We start from the raw sequence: 17,667 nt of genomic DNA, 5'->3' as shown, positions 1-17,667 counted from the left end.
ATCGCTCTGCACCGTTCACGCGCCAGCGTCAAACCAGCGCGTTGACGCGGTCTTGATCCGGATCGCGTTTGTCGAAAGAGTGCGGTGCGCACCGCGCTGAAAAGGACCCGATGTGACCATTCCCGCAGATGAACGGCGCCGGACCCGCGGCGATCTGGCCTGGGCGATCTCGGTCGGGGGCATTGGCATCGTGCTGTTCACGGCAATGCTGGTCTTCACCTGGTATTTTGCCGCTACCCTGCTCCTGATCTTCACCGGAATGCTGCTCGGCGTTGGCCTGAACGCGCTGACCAACGCGCTTGGCCGCCGCGTGCACTTGCCCCACGCGGTGCGGCTCGCCATCGTCTGTGCCGCGCTGGCGGTGATGCTCGCAGGTGTTGCCTATCTCGGCGGCGCCACCATTGCCGAGCAGGCCTCGCTGCTGAGCAAGACGATCAAGTCGCAGATCACCAACGTCCGATCCTTCCTCGAAAACCATGGCATCGACACCAGCTTCTTCGATCTCGGCAATGCCGCACCCACCGCCAGCGATGCGGCGCCGGCACCCGCGCCGAACTCGGGCTCGCACGGCGGATTGCCGGGCGCGGGTGCGCTGGCTTCGAGCGGCGGCGCGATCGTGAGCCAGACCTTCAAGCTGCTGCTCGGCACCATCAGCGCGGTCGGCAACATCTTCATCGTGCTTTTCCTGGGGCTCGCCTTCGCCGCCCAGCCCAGCGTCTATCACGACGGCCTGTTATTTCTCGCGCCGGCGAGACATCGTACTCGCGTAGCCCAGATCATCGACCGAATCGGCGAGACGCTGGAGCGCTGGCTGATCGCGCAGATCGTCGTGATGCTTGCGGTCGGCGTGGTGACCTGGATCGGTCTCGCCGTCATCGGCATTCCAGGCTCGTTCATCCTGGGGATTCAGGCGGGCCTGCTCGCCTTCATCCCGACCGTCGGCGCCATCATAGCCGGCGTCGTGGTCGTGCTGGCGAGCCTCGCCTCGGGATGGATACCGGCGCTGTCGGCCTTTCTCCTCTTCATGGGCGTGCACGCGATGGAGAGCTATGTGCTGACGCCGATCCTTCAGCGGCAGGCACTGGACATTCCGCCGGCCACGCTGTTCGCGTTCCAAATCCTGCTCGGCGTCGTGTTCGGAATCTGGGGCCTGGCGCTGGCGCTGCCACTGGTCGCCATCGCCAAGGTCATGATCGACCACTTCAAGACGTATGAAGCGCCGCCTCTGGCTGAGGCGGCCTGAGCCGCCTCAGGTGGTGAGCACGGTCTCGGTGTGCTCGACCTCAGGGGGTGCCGCAAAATACTGGCCGACGAGGCCGCGCCATTCGGCGAAATTCTCGGAGCCGCGAAAATCGACGGTATGGTTCTCGAGCGTCTCCCACTTCACCATCAGACGATAGCGCTGCGGCTTCTCGATCGACTTGTGCAGCTCGAAACCGTGAAAACCCTTGGAGCGACCGAAAGCGGCCTTTGCCTTGGTGACGGCGGCCTCAAAGTCCTTCTCGCTGCCCGGCTTGACGTCGATTTGCGCGATCTCGGTGATCATCTGTTTCCACCCATTTTTGTCCGATGGGCGTGTCTACCGCAGCCCGCGCCAAAGAAAAAGGCGCCGAAACGGCGCCCTGCCCGGTCCAAAAATGCAGATCACTCAGGCGAGCAGCAGAACGGTGCCCGCCACCGTCAGCGCACAACCGGCGAACAGCGCCAGCGGCCAGTAATTGCGGCCTTGTGTGTAACGCCCCTGGGCGCGGCGCTCGGTGATCAGCGCGCTCTCGTATTCGTCAGCGGTCGAGAACAGGCAGGCGAAGCCGCCGCGTGCCGAGACCGCCGCGGCTTCGAGCGATATCAGGGCGGCTTGCGGATTCTGTCGATGGATCGATTCCATGTCCGCAATGGTAGGGATCGAATGGTAAACAGGGGATTACCGCGAGGCCTCCCTTACCTAGGCGGTCGCCGGCCGCGCTTTGGATTGCGCGTTGGGCACGCCGATCCGCGCGGCGCTCTGGCGGCGCCAATTCTCCAGCGACAGTGGCAGCTCCTCCGCCGCCTCGACGCGATTACGGCCGCCGCGCTTGGCCTGGTAGAGCGCGGTGTCGGCCGAGGCCAGCAGCACTTCGAGCTCGGTGCCGGCCGGACCGCCCGCGACGCCGATACTGACGGTGGTGTCGACCGGGCCCTCGTCGACGACGACGCCGGAGGTCTCGAAGGCCTCGCGCACGCGCTCGGCGACCAGCACGCCCTCCTCCAACGAACACGGGAGGAGGGCGGCGAACTCCTCGCCGCCGATGCGACCCGACATGTCGCTGATGCGCAGATTGCTGACGACGACGGTCGAGAACAGTTTCAGCATCTCGTCGCCGGCGGGATGGCCGAAACGGTCGTTGATCGACTTGAAATGATCGATGTCGAAGATCATCACGGTCACGGGACGGCCGGCCTTGGCCTCGCGCTCGATCACGCGTCCGCAGGCTTCCGAGAAGCCGCGGCGGTTGAGCATGCCGGTCAGCGGATCGGTGGACGCGGCGGTCCGGTGCGCGGTGACCGTGCGCTCGGATACCAGCATGAAGATCACGAACACCGTGCCGACGGCATAGAGCACGAGTTCGACCGCGAACACCGTGACCCAGATGCTGGTGGAGAAGCCGGCATCGTTCGGGCGCAGGAAACTGCCGAGCAGGATCGGCAGCATCAAGACGCAGCCGTGCATCACCGGCACCACAACGGCCGGCCAGCGCCGTTGCAGGCTCTTGCGCCGCTCGACCCAGAGCTCGCTCGCGGTCAGCGCCGCATAGACCGAGACGATGCCGGCGCCGATGATCATGCGCAGCATGGACGCGGTGGGATCGAGCAGCGTGGCGGCAGCGGCCCAGGCGAGCGCGCCGACCAGGAGACCCGGCCAGTTCGGCTTGCGACCATGGAAGACACGCGCCGCATTCCACACCATGCCGCAGGCGACGAAGCCGACCGCGTTCAGCGCAAGGTAAAGATGCGGCCCCAATCTGTCGCCGGCCGCCGTCCAGAGCGCGACCGATGCGGCGCCGAGCAGATACGCGGTGCCCCACCATTTCAGCGCAGGGCTGTTCTCCTGCCTTCCGAAAAACACCATCATGGCGCCGAGCAGTGCGGCGACCATGGTGGCGACCAAATAGAGCGTGATGCTATCGAGCGACATCATGTCGGCCCCCTTCTAGACATAGCAGTTACGCGATCGGCTCAGCCGATTTGCGCGCCCTTCCAAATGCGACGCTATGTCCGGCGGGTTCCATTCAGGTTTTCATGCGGGCCCAAGTTTTCAGGAAACACGCCATCAATTTGCATACAAACGAACAGCAAAAAGGGCGCTGAAATCAGCGCCCTTTTGCATCTCATTGAAGCCGCTTTCGCGGCGAATGCGACCGAAGCGATTAACGCTTCGAGAACTGGAAGGACCGGCGGGCCTTGGCCTTGCCGTACTTCTTGCGCTCGACCACGCGGGAGTCGCGGGTGAGGAAGCCGCCCTTCTTGAGCACGGTGCGCAGCTCCGGCTCGAAATAGGTCAGCGCCTTGGAGATGCCGTGACGGACGGCACCGGCCTGGCCGGACAGACCGCCGCCGGCGACGGTGCAGATCACGTCATACTGGCCGGAACGCGCGGCTACGGAGAACGGCTGCTCGATCATCATGCGCAGCACGGGACGGGCGAAATAGACATCGACCTCGCGCGAGTTGACCGTGACCTTGCCGGCGCCCGGCTTGATCCAGACGCGGGCGACCGCGTCCTTGCGCTTGCCGGTGGCGTAGGCGCGGTTGAACTTGTCGACCTTCTTCTCGTGCTTGGGCGCGTCGGGCGCGGCCGCCGTCTTGAGCTGCGAGAGCTGGTCGAGCGACTGGATGGATTCGGCCATGTTATGCGGCCCTCGTGTTCTTGCGGTTCAACTTGGCGATGTCGATCTTCTCGGGCGTCTGGGCCTCGTGCGGATGATCGGCGCCGCCATAGACGCGGAGGTTGCCCATCTGGACGCGACCGAGCGGACCACGCGGGATCATGCGCTCGACGGCCTTCTCGAGCACGCGCTCGGGATGCTTGCCCTCGAGGATCTGGCGCGCGGTGCGCTCCTTGACGTGGCCGACGTAACCGGTGTGCTTGTAATAGGTCTTCTGCTCGCGCTTGCGGCCGGTGAGAACCGCATACTGCGCGTTGATGATGATGATGTTGTCGCCGCAATCAACGTGCGGGGTGTAGGTCGGGAGGTGCTTGCCGCGCAGGCGCATGGCGACGATGGTGGCGAGACGGCCGACGACCAGACCCTTGGCGTCGATCAATACCCACTTCTTCGTCACCTCAGCCGGCTTTGCCGAAAAGGTTTTCATGTCAGAGTTTCCGTGGACGGGGAGCATCGGCGCGAACACCGCACCGGACTGGGCGGTTTTCTAGAGAACAGCGGCGCCGCGGTCAATGCCCAAAGGCGGAATTTACATGTTAAATATCAATGGTTTAGAATTATGGTATTGAGATACCCGCAAAAAGCTCAAACGTTTGGAATGGAATAGGTCGAGGTGACATGCGCAATCGGATCGGGCGAGGTACCGGACAACAGCTTCACCTCGCCGACTGCGAGGCGCTTGCCGAGCTTGAGCAGCCGCGCCTCCGCCAGCACGTCCTGCCCGGGTTGCCCCTTGCGCAGGAAGTTGATGTTGAGATTGGTGGTCACGGCGAGCCCGATCGGCCCGATCGCGGACAACAGCACTACGTACATCGCGAAATCGGCGAGCGCCATCAGGGTCGGGCCGGACACGGTTCCGCCCGGCCGCAGCATCTTTTCGCTATAGCGCTGACGCAAAAGGCAGGCCTGACCGTCCGCGCTCTCGATCGTGATGTCGTCGCCGCTGAAGGCCTGGGGAAACTCGTTGCGGAGGAACTGCTCGAGCTCCGCCACGCTCATTTTCGCTAACGCCATGCTACCCCTCACCCTCGCTTCACGTCCCCTGTTACATTAAGTTATCTGCGTCATCCAATCGCAATAATCCAACCGGAAACGCTTTGATGTCGGTCCAGGCCGCCCGCGCCCCCTCCCCGCAATCGCCAATCCTGCTGCGCGAGACCATAGGCCCCATCGCGGTCCTGACCCTCAACCGCCCGGCTGCCCGCAACAGCCTGTCGGAGACGATGATCGCAAGCCTGCATGCCGAGCTCAACGAAATCCGCGACGACAAGGCCGTCCGCGGTGTCGTGATCGCGGCCAACGGTCCCGCCTTCTCCGCCGGCCACGACATGAAGGAGCTGACCGCGCGCCGCACCGACCCGGATCGCGGCCGGGCCTTCTTCGCCGAGATGATGACCGCCTGCAGCGCGATGATGCAGGCAATCGTGCTCCTGCCCAAGCCCGTGGTCGCATCCGTCCAGGGCATCGCGACCGCCGCGGGCTGCCAGCTCGTGGCAAGCTGCGATCTCGCGATCGCCTCGGAAGCAGCGAGCTTCGCCACTCCCGGCGTCGACATCGGCTTGTTCTGCTCGACGCCGATGGTGGCGCTGTCGCGCAACGTGCCGCGCAAGCAGGCGATGGAAATGCTGCTGACGGGCGAGCCGATCCCGGCAGCACGCGCCCGCGAGATCGGGCTCGTCAATCGCGTCGTCGCCGCCGGCACCGAGCGCGACGCCGCCATTGCGCTCGCCGAAAAGGTTGCGCTGAAATCCGCCTATACCGTCAAGCTCGGCAAGGAGGCGTTCTACCGCCAGGCCGAGATGAGCCTTGCAGACGCCTATCGCTATGCGGCAGAGGTGATGACCCAGAACATGATGGCGCGCGACGCCGAGGAAGGCATCGGCGCTTTCATCGAGAAGCGCACGCCGACATGGCGGGATGAGTAATTCGTCATTGCGAGCGAAGCGAAGCAATCCAGAATCCCTCCTCGGAGACAGACTGGATTGCTTCGTCGCTTCGCTCCTCGCAATGACAGCAAGAAGATGAGCCAAAAAAGATGAGCCAATGAACCACGACGCCTATCCCGACAATTACATCCGGGGCATCCTCAACAACGTGAAAACGATCGCGATGGTCGGCGCCTCGCCCGTCAACGTGCGGCCGAGCTATTTCGCGTTCAAATATCTGGCCCAGCGCGGCTACGACATGATTCCGGTCAATCCCGGCCATGTCGGCAAGGAGCTGCTCGGAAAACCCTTCGTCGCCTCGCTGTCCGACATCGGCCGTCCCGTCGACATGATCGACATTTTCCGCAACTCCAGTCACATCATGCCGGTGGTCGAGGAAGCCCTCACGCTCGATCCGCTGCCGATGGTGATCTGGATGCAGCTGGGGGCGCGCGACGATGCGGCGGCGCTGAAGGCGGAATCGGTTGGCATCAAGGTGGTGATGAACCGCTGCCCCAAAATCGAATATGGCCGCCTGTCGTCGGAAATCTCCTGGATGGGCGTCAATTCGCGCACGCTGAGCTCCAAACGCGCCCCGGTGCCGACGCAGGGCATGCGACTATCCCTCAATAGGATGAGTGTCGGCGGCGGCGATACCGCGGCATCGGACAGCGCCGCCAAGAACAAGAGCGAGCAAAGCTGACGCAGTTGCGAAGATTTCATTTCGCGAACGCGACAATGCGTAGCACGATCGTTCTGATGTGAAGCCGCGCCTTGACGGCAGCCGCGGCGCCAATCAGCATGCCGCGCGATTTCAGACCACGAGAACAGGACGCCCTCAATGAGCGATCGCCTTCCGGGATTTTCGACCCTCGCCGTGCATGCCGGTGCACAGCCCGATCCCACCACCGGTGCGCGCGCGACTCCGATCTATCAAACGACGTCGTTCGTCTTCAACGACGCCGACCATGCCGCCTCCCTGTTCGGCCTGCAGGCGTTCGGCAACATCTATACCCGCATCGGCAATCCCACCAATGCGGTGCTGGAAGAGCGCGTCGCGGCCCTCGAAGGCGGCACGGCCGCGCTCGCAGTAGCCTCGGGCCATGCCGCGCAGGTCGTAGTGTTGCAGCAATTGCTCCAGCCCGGCGACGAGTTCATCGCCGCGCGAAAGCTCTATGGCGGCTCCATCAACCAGTTCACGCACGCGTTCAAGAGCTTCGGCTGGAACGTGGTGTGGGCCGATCCCGACGACATTGCGAGCTTCGAACGTGCGGTCACGCCGCGCACCAAGGCCATCTTCATCGAGTCCATCGCCAATCCTGCCGGCAGCATCACCGACATCGAGGCGATCTCGACGGTGGCGCGCAAGGCGGGCGTCCCGCTGATCGTCGACAACACGCTGGCCTCGCCCTATCTGATCCGCCCCATCGATCACGGCGCCGACATCGTCGTGCACTCGCTGACCAAGTTTCTCGGCGGCCACGGCAATTCGATCGGCGGCATCATCGTCGATGCCGGCACCTTCGACTGGTCGACCGGCGGCAAATATCCGATGCTGTCGGAGCCCCGGCCCGAATATCACGGCATCCGGCTCCAGGAGACGTTCGGCAATTTCGCCTTCGCGATCGCCTGCCGCGTGCTCGGCCTGCGCGACCTCGGACCCGCACTGTCGCCGTTCAACGCCTTCATGATCCTCACCGGCATCGAGACATTGCCGCTGCGCATGCAGAAGCACTGCGACAATGCGAAAGCGGTCGCCGAATTCCTCGCCGGCCATCCGGCGGTGGCCGCGGTGAACTATGCGGGCCTTGCAAGCGACAAGTACAACCAGCTCGCGCGCAAATACGCACCGAAGGGTGCCGGCGCCGTGTTCACCTTCAGCCTGAAGGGCGGCTACGATGCCGGCGTCAGCCTAGTGTCGAAATTGCAGCTGTTCTCGCATCTGGCCAATGTCGGCGACACCCGCTCGCTGGTCATCCATCCGGCCTCGACTACGCACAGCCAGCTCGACGACGCCGCCAAGGTCAAGTCCGGCGCCGGCCCCGACGTAGTGCGGCTCTCGATCGGCATCGAGGACAAGGAAGATTTGATCGCCGATCTGGAACAGGCGCTGGGTACGTAGCATCACCGTCATTCCGGGGCGCGCGACAGCGCGAACCCGGAATCTCGACGTCGCAGCATAAGCTCTAGATTCCGGGTTCGGTGCTTCGCACCGCCCCGGAATGACGGCAGCCGTTTTGGCGCCGTCAGTTAACAGTCATTAACCATCTCTGCCGCATATATCGTCACTGGACCGCCCCTTTGATTCGGAGCCGACGATGCTGCGCTGGATAGTGCCTGCCCTTGCGGCAATGCTGACGGTCTCAGCTGCGTTTGCCGCCGATCTGCCGGCCACGCCGAGGCGGCGGGCCGCCGTTCCGCCACAGGAGCCGCCGCAGGTCTATGTCGAGACCGATCCGGATGCGCTGATCTCGCCGGCCTACGGCATCGGCAGCTACATCCGCAATTTGCCGGGTACGCCACTGCTGCCGGGCTCGCACACGCTGCCGGGCTATTACGGCCGTCCCTGGGACTACGATTATCAGGGCGCGTATTACGGCGGAAAGCAGGTCGATTATTTCTGGCGCCTGCCCTATTCGTGCGGCATCTACGGCTATTGCTGATCAGCCGGGCTGGTAGTGATCAGCCGGGTTGACCGACGGGAACCGCGCGCGGCTGCGCTTCGGTTGCGCCACGCGTCGCGAGCCGCTCTGTCTGCAACACCGCAAGCGTCAGCACCACGATCGCGACCGCCTGATGCGCGAGCGCGAGATCGATCGGCACCTGGTTGAGCAGCGTAAGGATGCCGAGCAATGCTTGCAGGCTCACCGCGGCCAACAGCAAAAGCGCCCCGCTTGCCGCGGACCCCGCGCGTGAACGCACCGCATCGAACGCGTGCAACGCTGCCAGCGCGAACAGCGCATAGGCCGTCATGCGGTGCTCGAACTGCACCGTCAGCACATTGTCAAACATGTTGCGCCACCACGGCGTCTCGAACCACAATCGCTCCCCTGAGGGAATGAACGCGCCGTCGATCTGCGGCCAGGTGTTGTAGGCGCGGCCGGCACGCAGGCCGGCAACCAGCGCGCCGAAATAGATCTGGATAAAGGTCACGACGAGGAGCAAGGCGCTCGTGAAGCGCAGCCGCGGCGATGCTGCGATCTGCGCACGCCCGGCGAGCCGCCGTACCGTCCAGACGATGCCGGCGAAGATCACGAGCGCGAGCACAAGATGTGTCGCCAGCCGATATTGCGACACCTCGACGCGTTCAGACAGCCCTGAGGCCACCATCCACCAGCCCACCGCGCCCTGGAGCCCGCCGAGCCCGAACAACAGCCACAACCGCCGCTTCAACTCACCGGACAGGCCGCCGCGCCAGAGGAAGAACAGGAACGGCAACAGATAGGCGACTCCGATGAAACGGCCAAGCAGCCGATGGCTCCATTCCCACCAGAAGATCTCCTTGAACTCGGACAGGCTCATGCCCGCGTTGAGCTCGCGATATTGCGGGATCGTCTTGTAGGCCTCGAAGGCCGCCGTCCACTGCGCTTCCGAGAGGGGCGGCACGCTGCCCGTGACCGGCTTCCATTCGACGATCGAGAGCCCGGATTCCGTCAGCCGCGTCGCGCCGCCGACCAGCACCATCAGCGCGATCAGCGCAGCCACTGCGATCAGCCACCAGCGCACGGCGCGATGCGGCTCGGACGGGGTGGAAATCGTCGTCATTCGAGGCAAAAACCAGAGCTTGAACCGGCAAGGCTTGAACCAAACTGCGTGCCCCTTATAGTCCCCCGCTCCCGCAGCGCAAGTTACGCGAAAGCCACGATATTCCGTCATGACGATCCGCACCCGCAAGTTCCTCGGCACCATCCTGCTCCTGGTGCTCGCCACCGTCTGGGCCCTGCTCGGCATGGCGCTGGCGCAGATGCCGTGGATCGCCGAGTCCGGCTGGCGGCAGGCAATCTATTATGTGGTGGTCGGCATGGGCTGGGTGCTGCCAGCGATGCCGATTGTGAGCTGGATGCAGCGACCCGACCGCGCGAAAACTAGCTCGTAATTCCGCCCGTTGGCTTCACCGGCGCAAAAGCAACCCCCGACACCAGCACCCGCATGATGCGCAGCGAGCGCACCCGGCCATCCCAGGAAATGCGCGGCAACGCGCGCAGATTGGTGCGTCCCTCCGCGTCCACGACGCCCGGGATCGTCGTCACCGCGCTGGCAAAGCCGGCCTCCTCCGCCATGAGGACATGGCTGCGCCGGAACGAGGCGCGATCGCCGAACGGAAAGGCGAGATGGCGGATATCGCGCTGGAAGGCTGCTTCCGCCACGGCCTTGCCCATCGTCATCTCGCGCAGGGCGGCCGCATCCTTCATGTTGGCGAGCACGGGATAGTTCACGGTCGCACTGCCGATCGTCACCAGCGGATCGGCCGCAAGCCTCGCCAGATCCTCCCAATTCATCGATGCCTCGCGTGAGAGCGCGGCAAGGTCGACCCGGTAGCGCGTGCAGAGGTCTGCGATCGCAGCCGACACATCGGCCGGCGGCAGCGAGCGCAGCCAGGCCTCGACGAACGAAAACAACGCCTGCTTCTCGGCGTTGCCAGTCACAGTGAAGCGCTGTTCCTTCTCGCCCATCATCAGGCTGACACGGCTCTCGCGCGCGATCACCTGTTCGAGTCCGAGCCACCACGCCTCACCGACGCCATCGGGAAACGCCGTGGGCACATAGATCGTGAAGGGCACGGCGTGGCGCGCCAGCACCGGATAGGCAAACTCGATCAGATCCTTGCCGGCGCCGTCGAAGGTGAGTGCCACGAAGCGGCGGTGTTCCGACAGCGTCACCGCGCGCCGGCAGACCTCGTCCATGCCGAGAAAATCATACTTCCACCGCTTCAGCGCCCGAATGGCGCGATCGAGGAAATGCGGCGTGATCTCGTTCTCGCGCAAAGGCTGAAACCCGCCGCGCCGCCGCGGCCGCACATGCGCAAAGCGCAGGATGGCGCCGGCACCACGACTGCGCAGCGCAGCCTGGCCTGTGAACCAGGTCAGCTCGAGGCGCAGCCGTTCCAGCCATCTGTCGTCGGATGCCAATGTCCCACCTCGCGTCCGTCGGCGGCCGTTCCCCTTCTTATAGTCATTACCCTTTGTTGACATTTCTTTGCAAAGGTCGGCCACAGGCCGAATTACGCATATTTTTGTTTCTCGACAGGTTCGCGAATGACCATGGCTGCGGCGATGCAAAGCCGGACGGCAGAATTGCCAGCGCGGTCGAAAGCGGGCCGTATCGCGCATGTCGATATCGTGACCGATCTTGGCACGGCCGAGGCCGTCTGGCGCGCCTTCGAGCAGCCCGGTCACCTCTTCACGCCCTATCAGCGGTTTGATCTGCTCAATCCCTGGCAGCGCCTAGTCGGCGAGCACGAACGCGCCCGCCCTTTCATCGTCGTTGCCCGCGACGCCGAGCATCAGCCGCTCCTGCTGCTGCCGCTCTCGCTGCGCCAAAACCACGGCGTGCGCACGGCCTGCTTCATGGGCGGCAAGCATACGACCTTCAACATGGGCCTGTGGAACGCCGAATTTGCAGCGCAGATCGCCATCGGCGATCTCGACGCTTTGTTTGCACCGCTTAGCGAACATGCCGACGTGCTCGCGCTGACGCAGCAGCCGCTGCACTGGAACGACCTGCAGAACCCGTTCGCGCATTTGCCGCGCCAGAGCGCGATCAATGGCTGCCCGCTGCTCACGATGGAAGCGGGCGGCCCGCCGGCATCGCGGATCAGCAACTCCTTCCGTCGCCGCCTCAAGAGCAAGGAGAAGAAGCTGCAGGCGCTCGCCGGCTATCGCTATCATTTGGCGACCACCGACGCGGACATCACCCGCCTGCTCGACTGGTTCTTCCGCGTCAAGCCGGCGCGGATGGCCGAACAGAAGCTTCCCAACGTCTTCGCCGAGCCCGGCGTCGAGCAATTCGTCCGCAGCGCCTGCCTTGCGCCACGCGGTGACGGCCGCGTCATCGACATCCATGCGCTCGAATGCGACGACGAGGTGATCGCGATCTTCGCCGGCGTCGCCGACGGCCAGCGCTTCTCGATGATGTTCAACACCTACACGATGTCCGAGCACGCCCGCTACAGCCCCGGGCTGATCCTGATGCGCTACATCATCGACCGCTGCGCCGAGCGCGGCTACCGCTCGCTCGACCTCGGCATCGGCTCGGACGAGTACAAGCGGATGTTCTGCAAGGACGACCAGGACATCTTCGACAGCTTCGTTCCGCTAACGTCACGCGGAAAACTCGCCGCGATGGCGATGTCCTCGCTGAGCCACGGCAAGCGGCTGGTGAAACAGAACCAGATGCTGTTCGACCTGGCGCAGCGGCTGCGGCGAGCGTTCGGGTAATCCGCGTTTGCCTACGCCGCCACGACGCGCGGCGCGTCTCTCGCTTCCGACGGCTGCACGGACCTGTTCAGCATCGTCACTTCGCTGAAGCCGACGGCGCCGAGTTGCTCGCACATCAGCGCGCGCGCATCCGGCGCCATCGACGCGTCAGGCACCACGACGGCGCGGGCATTCGCCGTCAGGAGCTCAGCGGGAAGGTCGGAGGCACTGCCGGCATCGAGCAGCACGTGGTTGTAGGCGCGCAGCAGCGCGTCGATCGCCAGCGTCACGCGGGGCGACTGCAACAGGCTGCGATCGAAGCCGGGACGGCCGGCCATGACCAGATGCAGCCGCGAGAGCTTGTCCCGGGTGATGATCTGCGCGAACGATGCCTCGCCTTGCATCAATTCGGCAAGACCGGGCGCCGAGGCATCGACGGACACGGCGGCCATGGCCGGCGAGGACGCGGCGAGATCGACCACGACGACCCGCGCATCGCGCGCGAGATGCCGGGCCAATGTCAGCGTCGACAGCGTGATGGCTTCGCCGCTTGCGGTGCCGAGCACCGTGACTTTCTTCGCCATGGTTCCGGCGGCGCGCAGGCTGTCGGCCAGATGCTCGATCTCCGCGAATTCGGAGACATCGGCATCAGCCGTCATCTCCGGCTGCAGCGGCGCAGGTTCTGCCATGACCGGATCGACGACCGGATCGGCGAAGGGCTCGACGACCACCGGTTGGACGATTTGCTCCTGGCGAGCCGACGTCCGCATCAGCGCTGGCGCGAACACCGCGACCGCACGGGGTGCAGTCTGGCGCAGCAACTCTCCGGTGACGACGACGCCGGACGAGAGCAGCAGTGTCGCGATCGTCGCGATCAGCACGATCGGCAGCTTCTTCGGATAGGCCGGCGTGTTCGAGACGATGGCGCGCGAGATGATGCGGCCATCGGTCGGCGCGGTGTCGATGGTCTCGCGGGTGTTGGCTTCACGGTACTTCGCGAGATAGGTTTCGAGCAGGTCGCGCTGGGCCTTGGCCTCACGCTCGAGGGCGCGGAGCTGCACGTCCTGGCCGTTGGTGGCTGTCGCCTGCTTCTTGAGCTGCTCGAGGCTCACCGACAATTCCTGGACACGCCCGCTGGCGGCACGCGCGTCGTTTTCGAGCGTGCGGGCGAGCTTGGCGGCCTCGTCGCGGATCTGGGTGTCGAGGTCGGCGAGCTGCGCCTTCAATTCCTTGATGCGCGGATGGTTGCCGAGCAACGTCGACGATTGCTCGGCCAGCTGCGCCCGCAACGCCACGCGCTGCTGCGAAGGCGTGCGCATCGATTCCGAGTTCAAAATTTCCGACGACTCGATCGGTTTGCCGCTCTGGATCATCTCGCGGATCAGGCGCGCTTTCGACTCCGCATCGGCCTTGAGTGCCCGTGCATTGTTGAGCTGGGTGTTAACCTCGCCCATCTGCTGGTTCGACAGCGTCGTGTTGTTGGTGCCGACGAACAGGCTCGACTTGGAGCGGAAGTCCTCGGCCTTCGCTTCGGCCTCGGAGACATTCCGTCGCAGCTCGTCGATCCTGCCGGCATACCACTGGCTGGCGTTCCGGGCCTGATCCTGACGCGCATCCTGCTGGAGCAGGAGATAGCCGTCGGCGATCGAATTGGCGACGCGCACGGCGAGATCGGGATCGGCAGACTGGAATTCGATCACGATCACGCGCGACTTGTCGACGGCGTAGGCCTGGAGGCGCTCGTAATAGGCGTCCAGCACCCGCTCTTCCGGCGTCATCGAGAACGGATCGCGGCCGATGCCGACCAGCGCCGCAAGCGACTTCAGTGGCGAAATGCCTTGCAGCACAGGATCGAACTCGGGCCGTTCCGCAAGCTTGTTCTTCTTGATGATCTCGCGCGCGAGATCGCGCGACAGCACGAGCTGCACCTGGCTGGTGACGGCTTCGGCGTCGAGCGCCTGCCGCTCCTCGGCGCGGTCGCTGTTGGGGCGAAGAAACACGTTCTCGCGGCCGTCGATCAGGATGCGGGATTCGGACTTGTAGCGTGGCGTGATGAGATTGACGATCGCGATGGATGCGACGAGCGCCAGCACCGTCGGCACGATGATCCAGCCACGCTTGCGCGCCAATGCCGCACTGAGCGCGTGCAGGTCGATGTCACCGGATTCGACCGGCGCCGGCCTCGGAGCGATGGGCGCAGGCTTTGCTTCAATCCGGGGCTCGATTTCGGCCCGCTTGGCTGCGGCCTTCGCGACAGCCCGCTCGACCACCGCCTTGTCCTTGCCGGCACGCCAGAACGCTAAACGCATCGAACACTCCCGCAGGCGCAACGCCACGACCTACCTCAACCGGGGCGATTACACTCCATTAAGGTTGCCGCTGGGTTAATCGCGGCGTGCGGCAACTCGCGCGTGCACGTCCGTCACCGTTTGTTAACCACGAAGGCTCTTAATCCGTCTCGATATTTCGTGAGATTGTTCGAGCATTCGCCGTCGAGCGCTGGTTTTGATCATGCCCCCCTCTCCCGACCAGCCGCTTCGCATCCTGCACGCCGTGCGCGCTCCGGTCGGCGGCATCTTCCGCCACATCCTCGACGTCGCCAACGGCCAGGTCGATCGTGGCCATCACGTCGGCATCCTCGCCGACAGTCTCACCGGCGGTGAGCGCGCCGACAAGGCCCTTGCCGAGCTCGCACCGCGGCTGAAACTCGGCGTGCACCGGATGGCGATCCGCCGCGAACCCTCGCCTGACGATGTCCTGGTCTGGTTCCGCTTGCGGCGCCTGATCGCCACGCTCAAGCCCGACGTCATGCATGGCCACGGCGCCAAGGCCGGCGCTTTCATCCGCATGCGGCGGCGATCCGACGATACCATCCGCATCTACACCCCGCATGGCGGCTCGTTGCATTATCCCCTCAACACCTTCAAGGGCGAGTTTTACGCGCGGCTCGAACGTACGCTGATGGACGCGACCGACCTGTTCCTGTTCGAGAGCGCGTTTGCCCGCGACACCTATCAGCGCATCGTCGGCAAGCCGAAGGGCGTGGTGCATTGCGTCTTCAACGGCGTGACGCCGGAGGAATTCGAACCTGTCGTCATCGCCGACGACGCCACCGACCTCGCTTATGTCGGTGAGTTCAGGCACATCAAGGGCGCCGATCTGCTGGTCGAAGCGGTGGCGCGCCTGCACGAGGGCGGCAGGAAGGTCACACTGACGCTCGGCGGCGACGGCGAGGAGACCGCGGCGCTGAAAGCGCAGGTCGAAAGGCTCGGCCTCTCCGGTGCCATCCGCTTCATCGGTCACGTCAAGGCACGCTACGGTTTCTCCAAGGGGCGGCTGCTCGTCGTTCCCTCGCGTGGCGATTCCATGCCCTATGTCGTGATCGAGGCCGGTGCCGCCGGCATTCCGATGATTGCGTCCAAGATCGGCGGCATTCCCGAGATTTTCGGTGCGGAGAACCCGGCGCTGTTTGCGCCGAGCAACGCGGAAGCCATGGCGGAGGCAATTGCGGCCGCGCTGGACAATCCGCTGGGAACAGCGCAGCGCGCCTCGTCCCTTCGCGAGCGCATCTCCGCGCATTTCTCCCAGCAGGCGATGGTCGACGGCGTGCTCGCGGGCTATCGCGACGCATTTGCCAATCATTAACCATCCTTAAGGCCGCTTTAGAGAATCTTCCGATTTGTCCGATAATCCGAGACCCAGGGGATGCTCGCCCGGGGCGCAAGGATGCGCCCCGCGGGTTTTTGGAATGGACGTGGACGCCCGTGGAACCGCTCAACGCACGCTCGATGCTCGATGCCGCGACCAGCGCTGCGGCGAAGCCGGCTGACCGGCCCTTTGTGGAGCGCCGCCAGCGGCTCTCGCCCGCCGCGCTCGACGTCGTCAACCAGAAGGTCGCCCGCGCCTATTCGCCGATCGTGATCACCGGCTTCGTACGCCTCGCCGATTTCGCGCTGCTGAGCCTCGTCGGCATCGTCCTCTATCTCGGCTATGTCATGCCGCACGCCGGCTCCTTCAGCTGGATCTATCCCGCGCAGATCATCGCCGTCGCGGTTTCCGCCGTGGTCTGCTTCCAGGCCGCCGACATCTATCAGGTGCAGCTGTTCCGCGGTCAGCTCCGGCAGATGACGCGGATGATCTCGTCCTGGTCGTTCGTCTTCCTGCTGTTCATCGGCATCTCCTTCTTCGCCAAGTTCGGCAGCGAAATATCGCGGCTGTGGCTTGCGGCCTTCTACGTCCTCGGGCTCGCCGCGCTCCTCTGCGAGCGTCTGGTGCTGCGCTCGCTGGTGCGCGCCTGGGGGCGCGAGGGCCGGCTCGACCGCCGCACCATCATCGTCGGCTCCGACCGCAACGGCGAGCAATTGGTCGAGGCACTGAAGGAGCAGGAGGATTCCGACATCCACGTGCTCGGCGTGTTCGACGACCGCAACGACAGCCGCGCGCTCGACACCTGTGCCGGCGCGCGCAAGCTCGGCAAGGTCGACGACATCGTCGAGTTCGCCCGCCGCACCCGCGTCGATCTCGTGCTGTTCGCGCTGCCGATCTCCGCCGAGACGCGTATCCTGGAGATGCTGAAGAAGCTCTGGGTGCTGCCGGTGGATATCCGCCTCTCCGCACACACCAACAAGCTGCGCTTCCGCCCCCGCTCCTATTCCTATATCGGCGAGGTGCCGACGCTGGACGTGTTCGAGGCGCCGATCACCGACTGGGACCTGGTGATGAAATGGCTGTTCGACCGCGTCGTCGGCGCCCTCGCGCTGCTCGTGGCCTTACCGGTGATGGGATTGGTGGCGCTGGCCGTGAAGCTCGACAGCCCCGGCCCCGTGCTGTTCCGCCAAAAGCGCTTCGGCTTCAACAACGAGCGCATCGACGTCTACAAGTTCCGCTCGATGTACCATCATCAGGCTGATCCGACCGCCTCGAAGGTCGTGACCAAGAACGACTCGCGCGTCACCCGCGTCGGCCGCTTCATCCGCAAGACCAGCCTCGACGAGCTGCCGCAGCTCTTCAACGTGGTCTTTTCCGGCGATCTCTCTCTGGTAGGCCCGCGTCCACATGCGGTGCAGGGCAAGCTGCAGAGCCGCCTGTTCGACGAAGCCGTCGACGGCTATTTCGCCCGCCACCGGGTCAAGCCCGGCATCACCGGCTGGGCCCAGATCAACGGCTGGCGCGGCGAGATCGACAATGAAGAGAAGATCCAGAAACGCGTCGAGTTCGACCTCTATTACATCGAGAACTGGTCGGTGCTGTTCGATCTCGTCATTCTGCTGAAGACGCCGATCTCGCTGCTGACCAAGAACGAGAACGCGTATTGAGTTTTGTGGTCATGCCCCGCCTTGTGCGTAGTTGCGCACTGGGGCGGGGTATCCAGTACGCCGCGGCGCTGAGATTCAGCCGCGCTGC

At 64.5% G+C, this 17,667-nt stretch carries 18 protein-coding genes; 9 read left to right on the top strand and 9 right to left on the bottom strand.

Features of this window, described 5'->3' with window-relative positions; genetic code table 11:
• Positions 1 to 112 precede the first annotated feature (112 nt).
• Positions 113 to 1,243, top strand: coding sequence for an AI-2E family transporter (locus AC0L27_RS19815; RefSeq protein WP_275171340.1), 1,131 nt, complete (start codon positions 113 to 115; stop codon positions 1,241 to 1,243).
• Between the two features lie 6 nt (positions 1,244 to 1,249).
• Here the strand turns inward: AC0L27_RS19815 and AC0L27_RS19810 are convergent, their stop codons facing one another.
• The 6 genes from AC0L27_RS19810 to AC0L27_RS19785 all read right to left on the bottom strand — a co-directional run bounded on the left by AC0L27_RS19810 (position 1,250) and on the right by AC0L27_RS19785 (position 4,937).
• A complete protein-coding gene (locus AC0L27_RS19810) occupies positions 1,250 to 1,546 on the bottom strand; it encodes an antibiotic biosynthesis monooxygenase family protein (RefSeq protein ID WP_275171341.1) in 297 nt (98 codons plus the stop codon).
• A gap of 102 nt (positions 1,547 to 1,648) precedes the next feature.
• Positions 1,649 to 1,885, bottom strand: coding sequence for a hypothetical protein (locus AC0L27_RS19805; RefSeq protein ID WP_275171342.1), 237 nt, complete (start codon positions 1,883 to 1,885; stop codon positions 1,649 to 1,651).
• A gap of 57 nt (positions 1,886 to 1,942) precedes the next feature.
• A complete protein-coding gene (locus AC0L27_RS19800; RefSeq protein ID WP_354209914.1) occupies positions 1,943 to 3,175 on the bottom strand; it encodes a GGDEF domain-containing protein in 1,233 nt (410 codons plus the stop codon).
• A 229-nt stretch (positions 3,176 to 3,404) separates the two neighbouring features.
• Positions 3,405 to 3,884: a 30S ribosomal protein S9 gene (gene rpsI / locus AC0L27_RS19795; RefSeq protein ID WP_354209915.1), complete on the bottom strand. Its 480-nt coding sequence runs from the start codon at positions 3,882 to 3,884 to the stop codon at positions 3,405 to 3,407.
• Position 3,885: 1 nt separating this feature from the next.
• Positions 3,886 to 4,350: a 50S ribosomal protein L13 gene (gene rplM / locus AC0L27_RS19790; protein WP_007611024.1), complete on the bottom strand. Its 465-nt coding sequence runs from the start codon at positions 4,348 to 4,350 to the stop codon at positions 3,886 to 3,888.
• Positions 4,351 to 4,508: 158 nt separating this feature from the next.
• Positions 4,509 to 4,937, bottom strand: coding sequence for a PaaI family thioesterase (locus AC0L27_RS19785; RefSeq protein ID WP_007603483.1), 429 nt, complete (start codon positions 4,935 to 4,937; stop codon positions 4,509 to 4,511).
• A gap of 86 nt (positions 4,938 to 5,023) precedes the next feature.
• Here AC0L27_RS19785 and AC0L27_RS19780 point away from each other — a divergent pair, with 86 nt between their 5' ends.
• The 4 genes from AC0L27_RS19780 to AC0L27_RS19765 all read left to right on the top strand — a co-directional run bounded on the left by AC0L27_RS19780 (position 5,024) and on the right by AC0L27_RS19765 (position 8,511).
• A complete protein-coding gene (locus tag AC0L27_RS19780) occupies positions 5,024 to 5,848 on the top strand; it encodes an enoyl-CoA hydratase (protein WP_354209916.1) in 825 nt (274 codons plus the stop codon).
• A 118-nt stretch (positions 5,849 to 5,966) separates the two neighbouring features.
• Positions 5,967 to 6,551 carry a CoA-binding protein gene (locus tag AC0L27_RS19775; protein WP_473320078.1) on the top strand — a complete coding sequence of 195 codons (585 nt, stop codon included), beginning with the start codon at positions 5,967 to 5,969 and terminating at the stop codon, positions 6,549 to 6,551.
• Between the two features lie 138 nt (positions 6,552 to 6,689).
• Positions 6,690 to 7,970 carry an O-acetylhomoserine aminocarboxypropyltransferase gene (locus AC0L27_RS19770; RefSeq protein ID WP_085353375.1) on the top strand — a complete coding sequence of 427 codons (1,281 nt, stop codon included), beginning with the start codon at positions 6,690 to 6,692 and terminating at the stop codon, positions 7,968 to 7,970.
• 196 nt (positions 7,971 to 8,166) lie between these two features.
• Complete coding sequence (locus AC0L27_RS19765; protein WP_354209918.1) at positions 8,167 to 8,511, top strand: hypothetical protein; 345 nt, start codon at positions 8,167 to 8,169, stop codon at positions 8,509 to 8,511.
• A 19-nt stretch (positions 8,512 to 8,530) separates the two neighbouring features.
• On the opposite strand, the gene AC0L27_RS19760 is transcribed toward AC0L27_RS19765, so the two are convergent.
• Positions 8,531 to 9,613: a COX15/CtaA family protein gene (locus AC0L27_RS19760; protein ID WP_354209919.1), complete on the bottom strand. Its 1,083-nt coding sequence runs from the start codon at positions 9,611 to 9,613 to the stop codon at positions 8,531 to 8,533.
• A 109-nt stretch (positions 9,614 to 9,722) separates the two neighbouring features.
• Here AC0L27_RS19760 and AC0L27_RS19755 point away from each other — a divergent pair, with 109 nt between their 5' ends.
• On the top strand, positions 9,723 to 9,944 hold the full coding sequence (locus AC0L27_RS19755) for a DUF2842 domain-containing protein (RefSeq protein WP_007611039.1): 222 nt from the start codon (positions 9,723 to 9,725) through the stop codon (positions 9,942 to 9,944).
• On the opposite strand, the gene AC0L27_RS19750 is transcribed toward AC0L27_RS19755, so the two are convergent.
• The gene (locus tag AC0L27_RS19750) at positions 9,934 to 10,977 is read right to left on the bottom strand and encodes a polysaccharide deacetylase family protein (protein WP_354209920.1); all 1,044 of its coding nucleotides are present in this window, start codon (positions 10,975 to 10,977) and stop codon (positions 9,934 to 9,936) included. The genes AC0L27_RS19755 and AC0L27_RS19750 overlap by 11 nt on opposite strands.
• A 126-nt stretch (positions 10,978 to 11,103) precedes the next feature.
• Between AC0L27_RS19750 and AC0L27_RS19745 the strand changes: the two genes are divergently transcribed.
• Entirely contained in the window at positions 11,104 to 12,285 is a 1,182-nt protein-coding gene (locus tag AC0L27_RS19745; protein WP_354209921.1) for a GNAT family N-acetyltransferase, read from the top strand.
• A gap of 11 nt (positions 12,286 to 12,296) precedes the next feature.
• Here AC0L27_RS19745 and AC0L27_RS19740 read toward each other — a convergent pair whose 3' ends face one another.
• Positions 12,297 to 14,573 (bottom strand): GumC family protein, encoded by a 2,277-nt coding sequence (locus AC0L27_RS19740; protein WP_473320072.1) that lies wholly within the window; start codon positions 14,571 to 14,573, stop codon positions 12,297 to 12,299.
• Positions 14,574 to 14,775: 202 nt separating this feature from the next.
• Between AC0L27_RS19740 and AC0L27_RS19735 the strand changes: the two genes are divergently transcribed.
• Both AC0L27_RS19735 and AC0L27_RS19730 read left to right on the top strand, forming a co-directional pair.
• Positions 14,776 to 15,909, top strand: a complete 1,134-nt coding sequence (locus AC0L27_RS19735; RefSeq protein WP_354209923.1) for a glycosyltransferase family 4 protein — start codon at positions 14,776 to 14,778, stop codon at positions 15,907 to 15,909.
• A 119-nt stretch (positions 15,910 to 16,028) separates the two neighbouring features.
• A complete protein-coding gene (locus AC0L27_RS19730; RefSeq protein WP_354209924.1) occupies positions 16,029 to 17,579 on the top strand; it encodes an undecaprenyl-phosphate glucose phosphotransferase in 1,551 nt (516 codons plus the stop codon).
• The last annotated feature ends 88 nt before the right edge of the window (positions 17,580 to 17,667 follow it).

Source organism: Bradyrhizobium sp. Ken51 (assembly GCF_055807435.1).
Note: the sequence above shows the minus strand (reverse complement) of the source record. Positions and strands in the feature narration are given on the sequence as shown.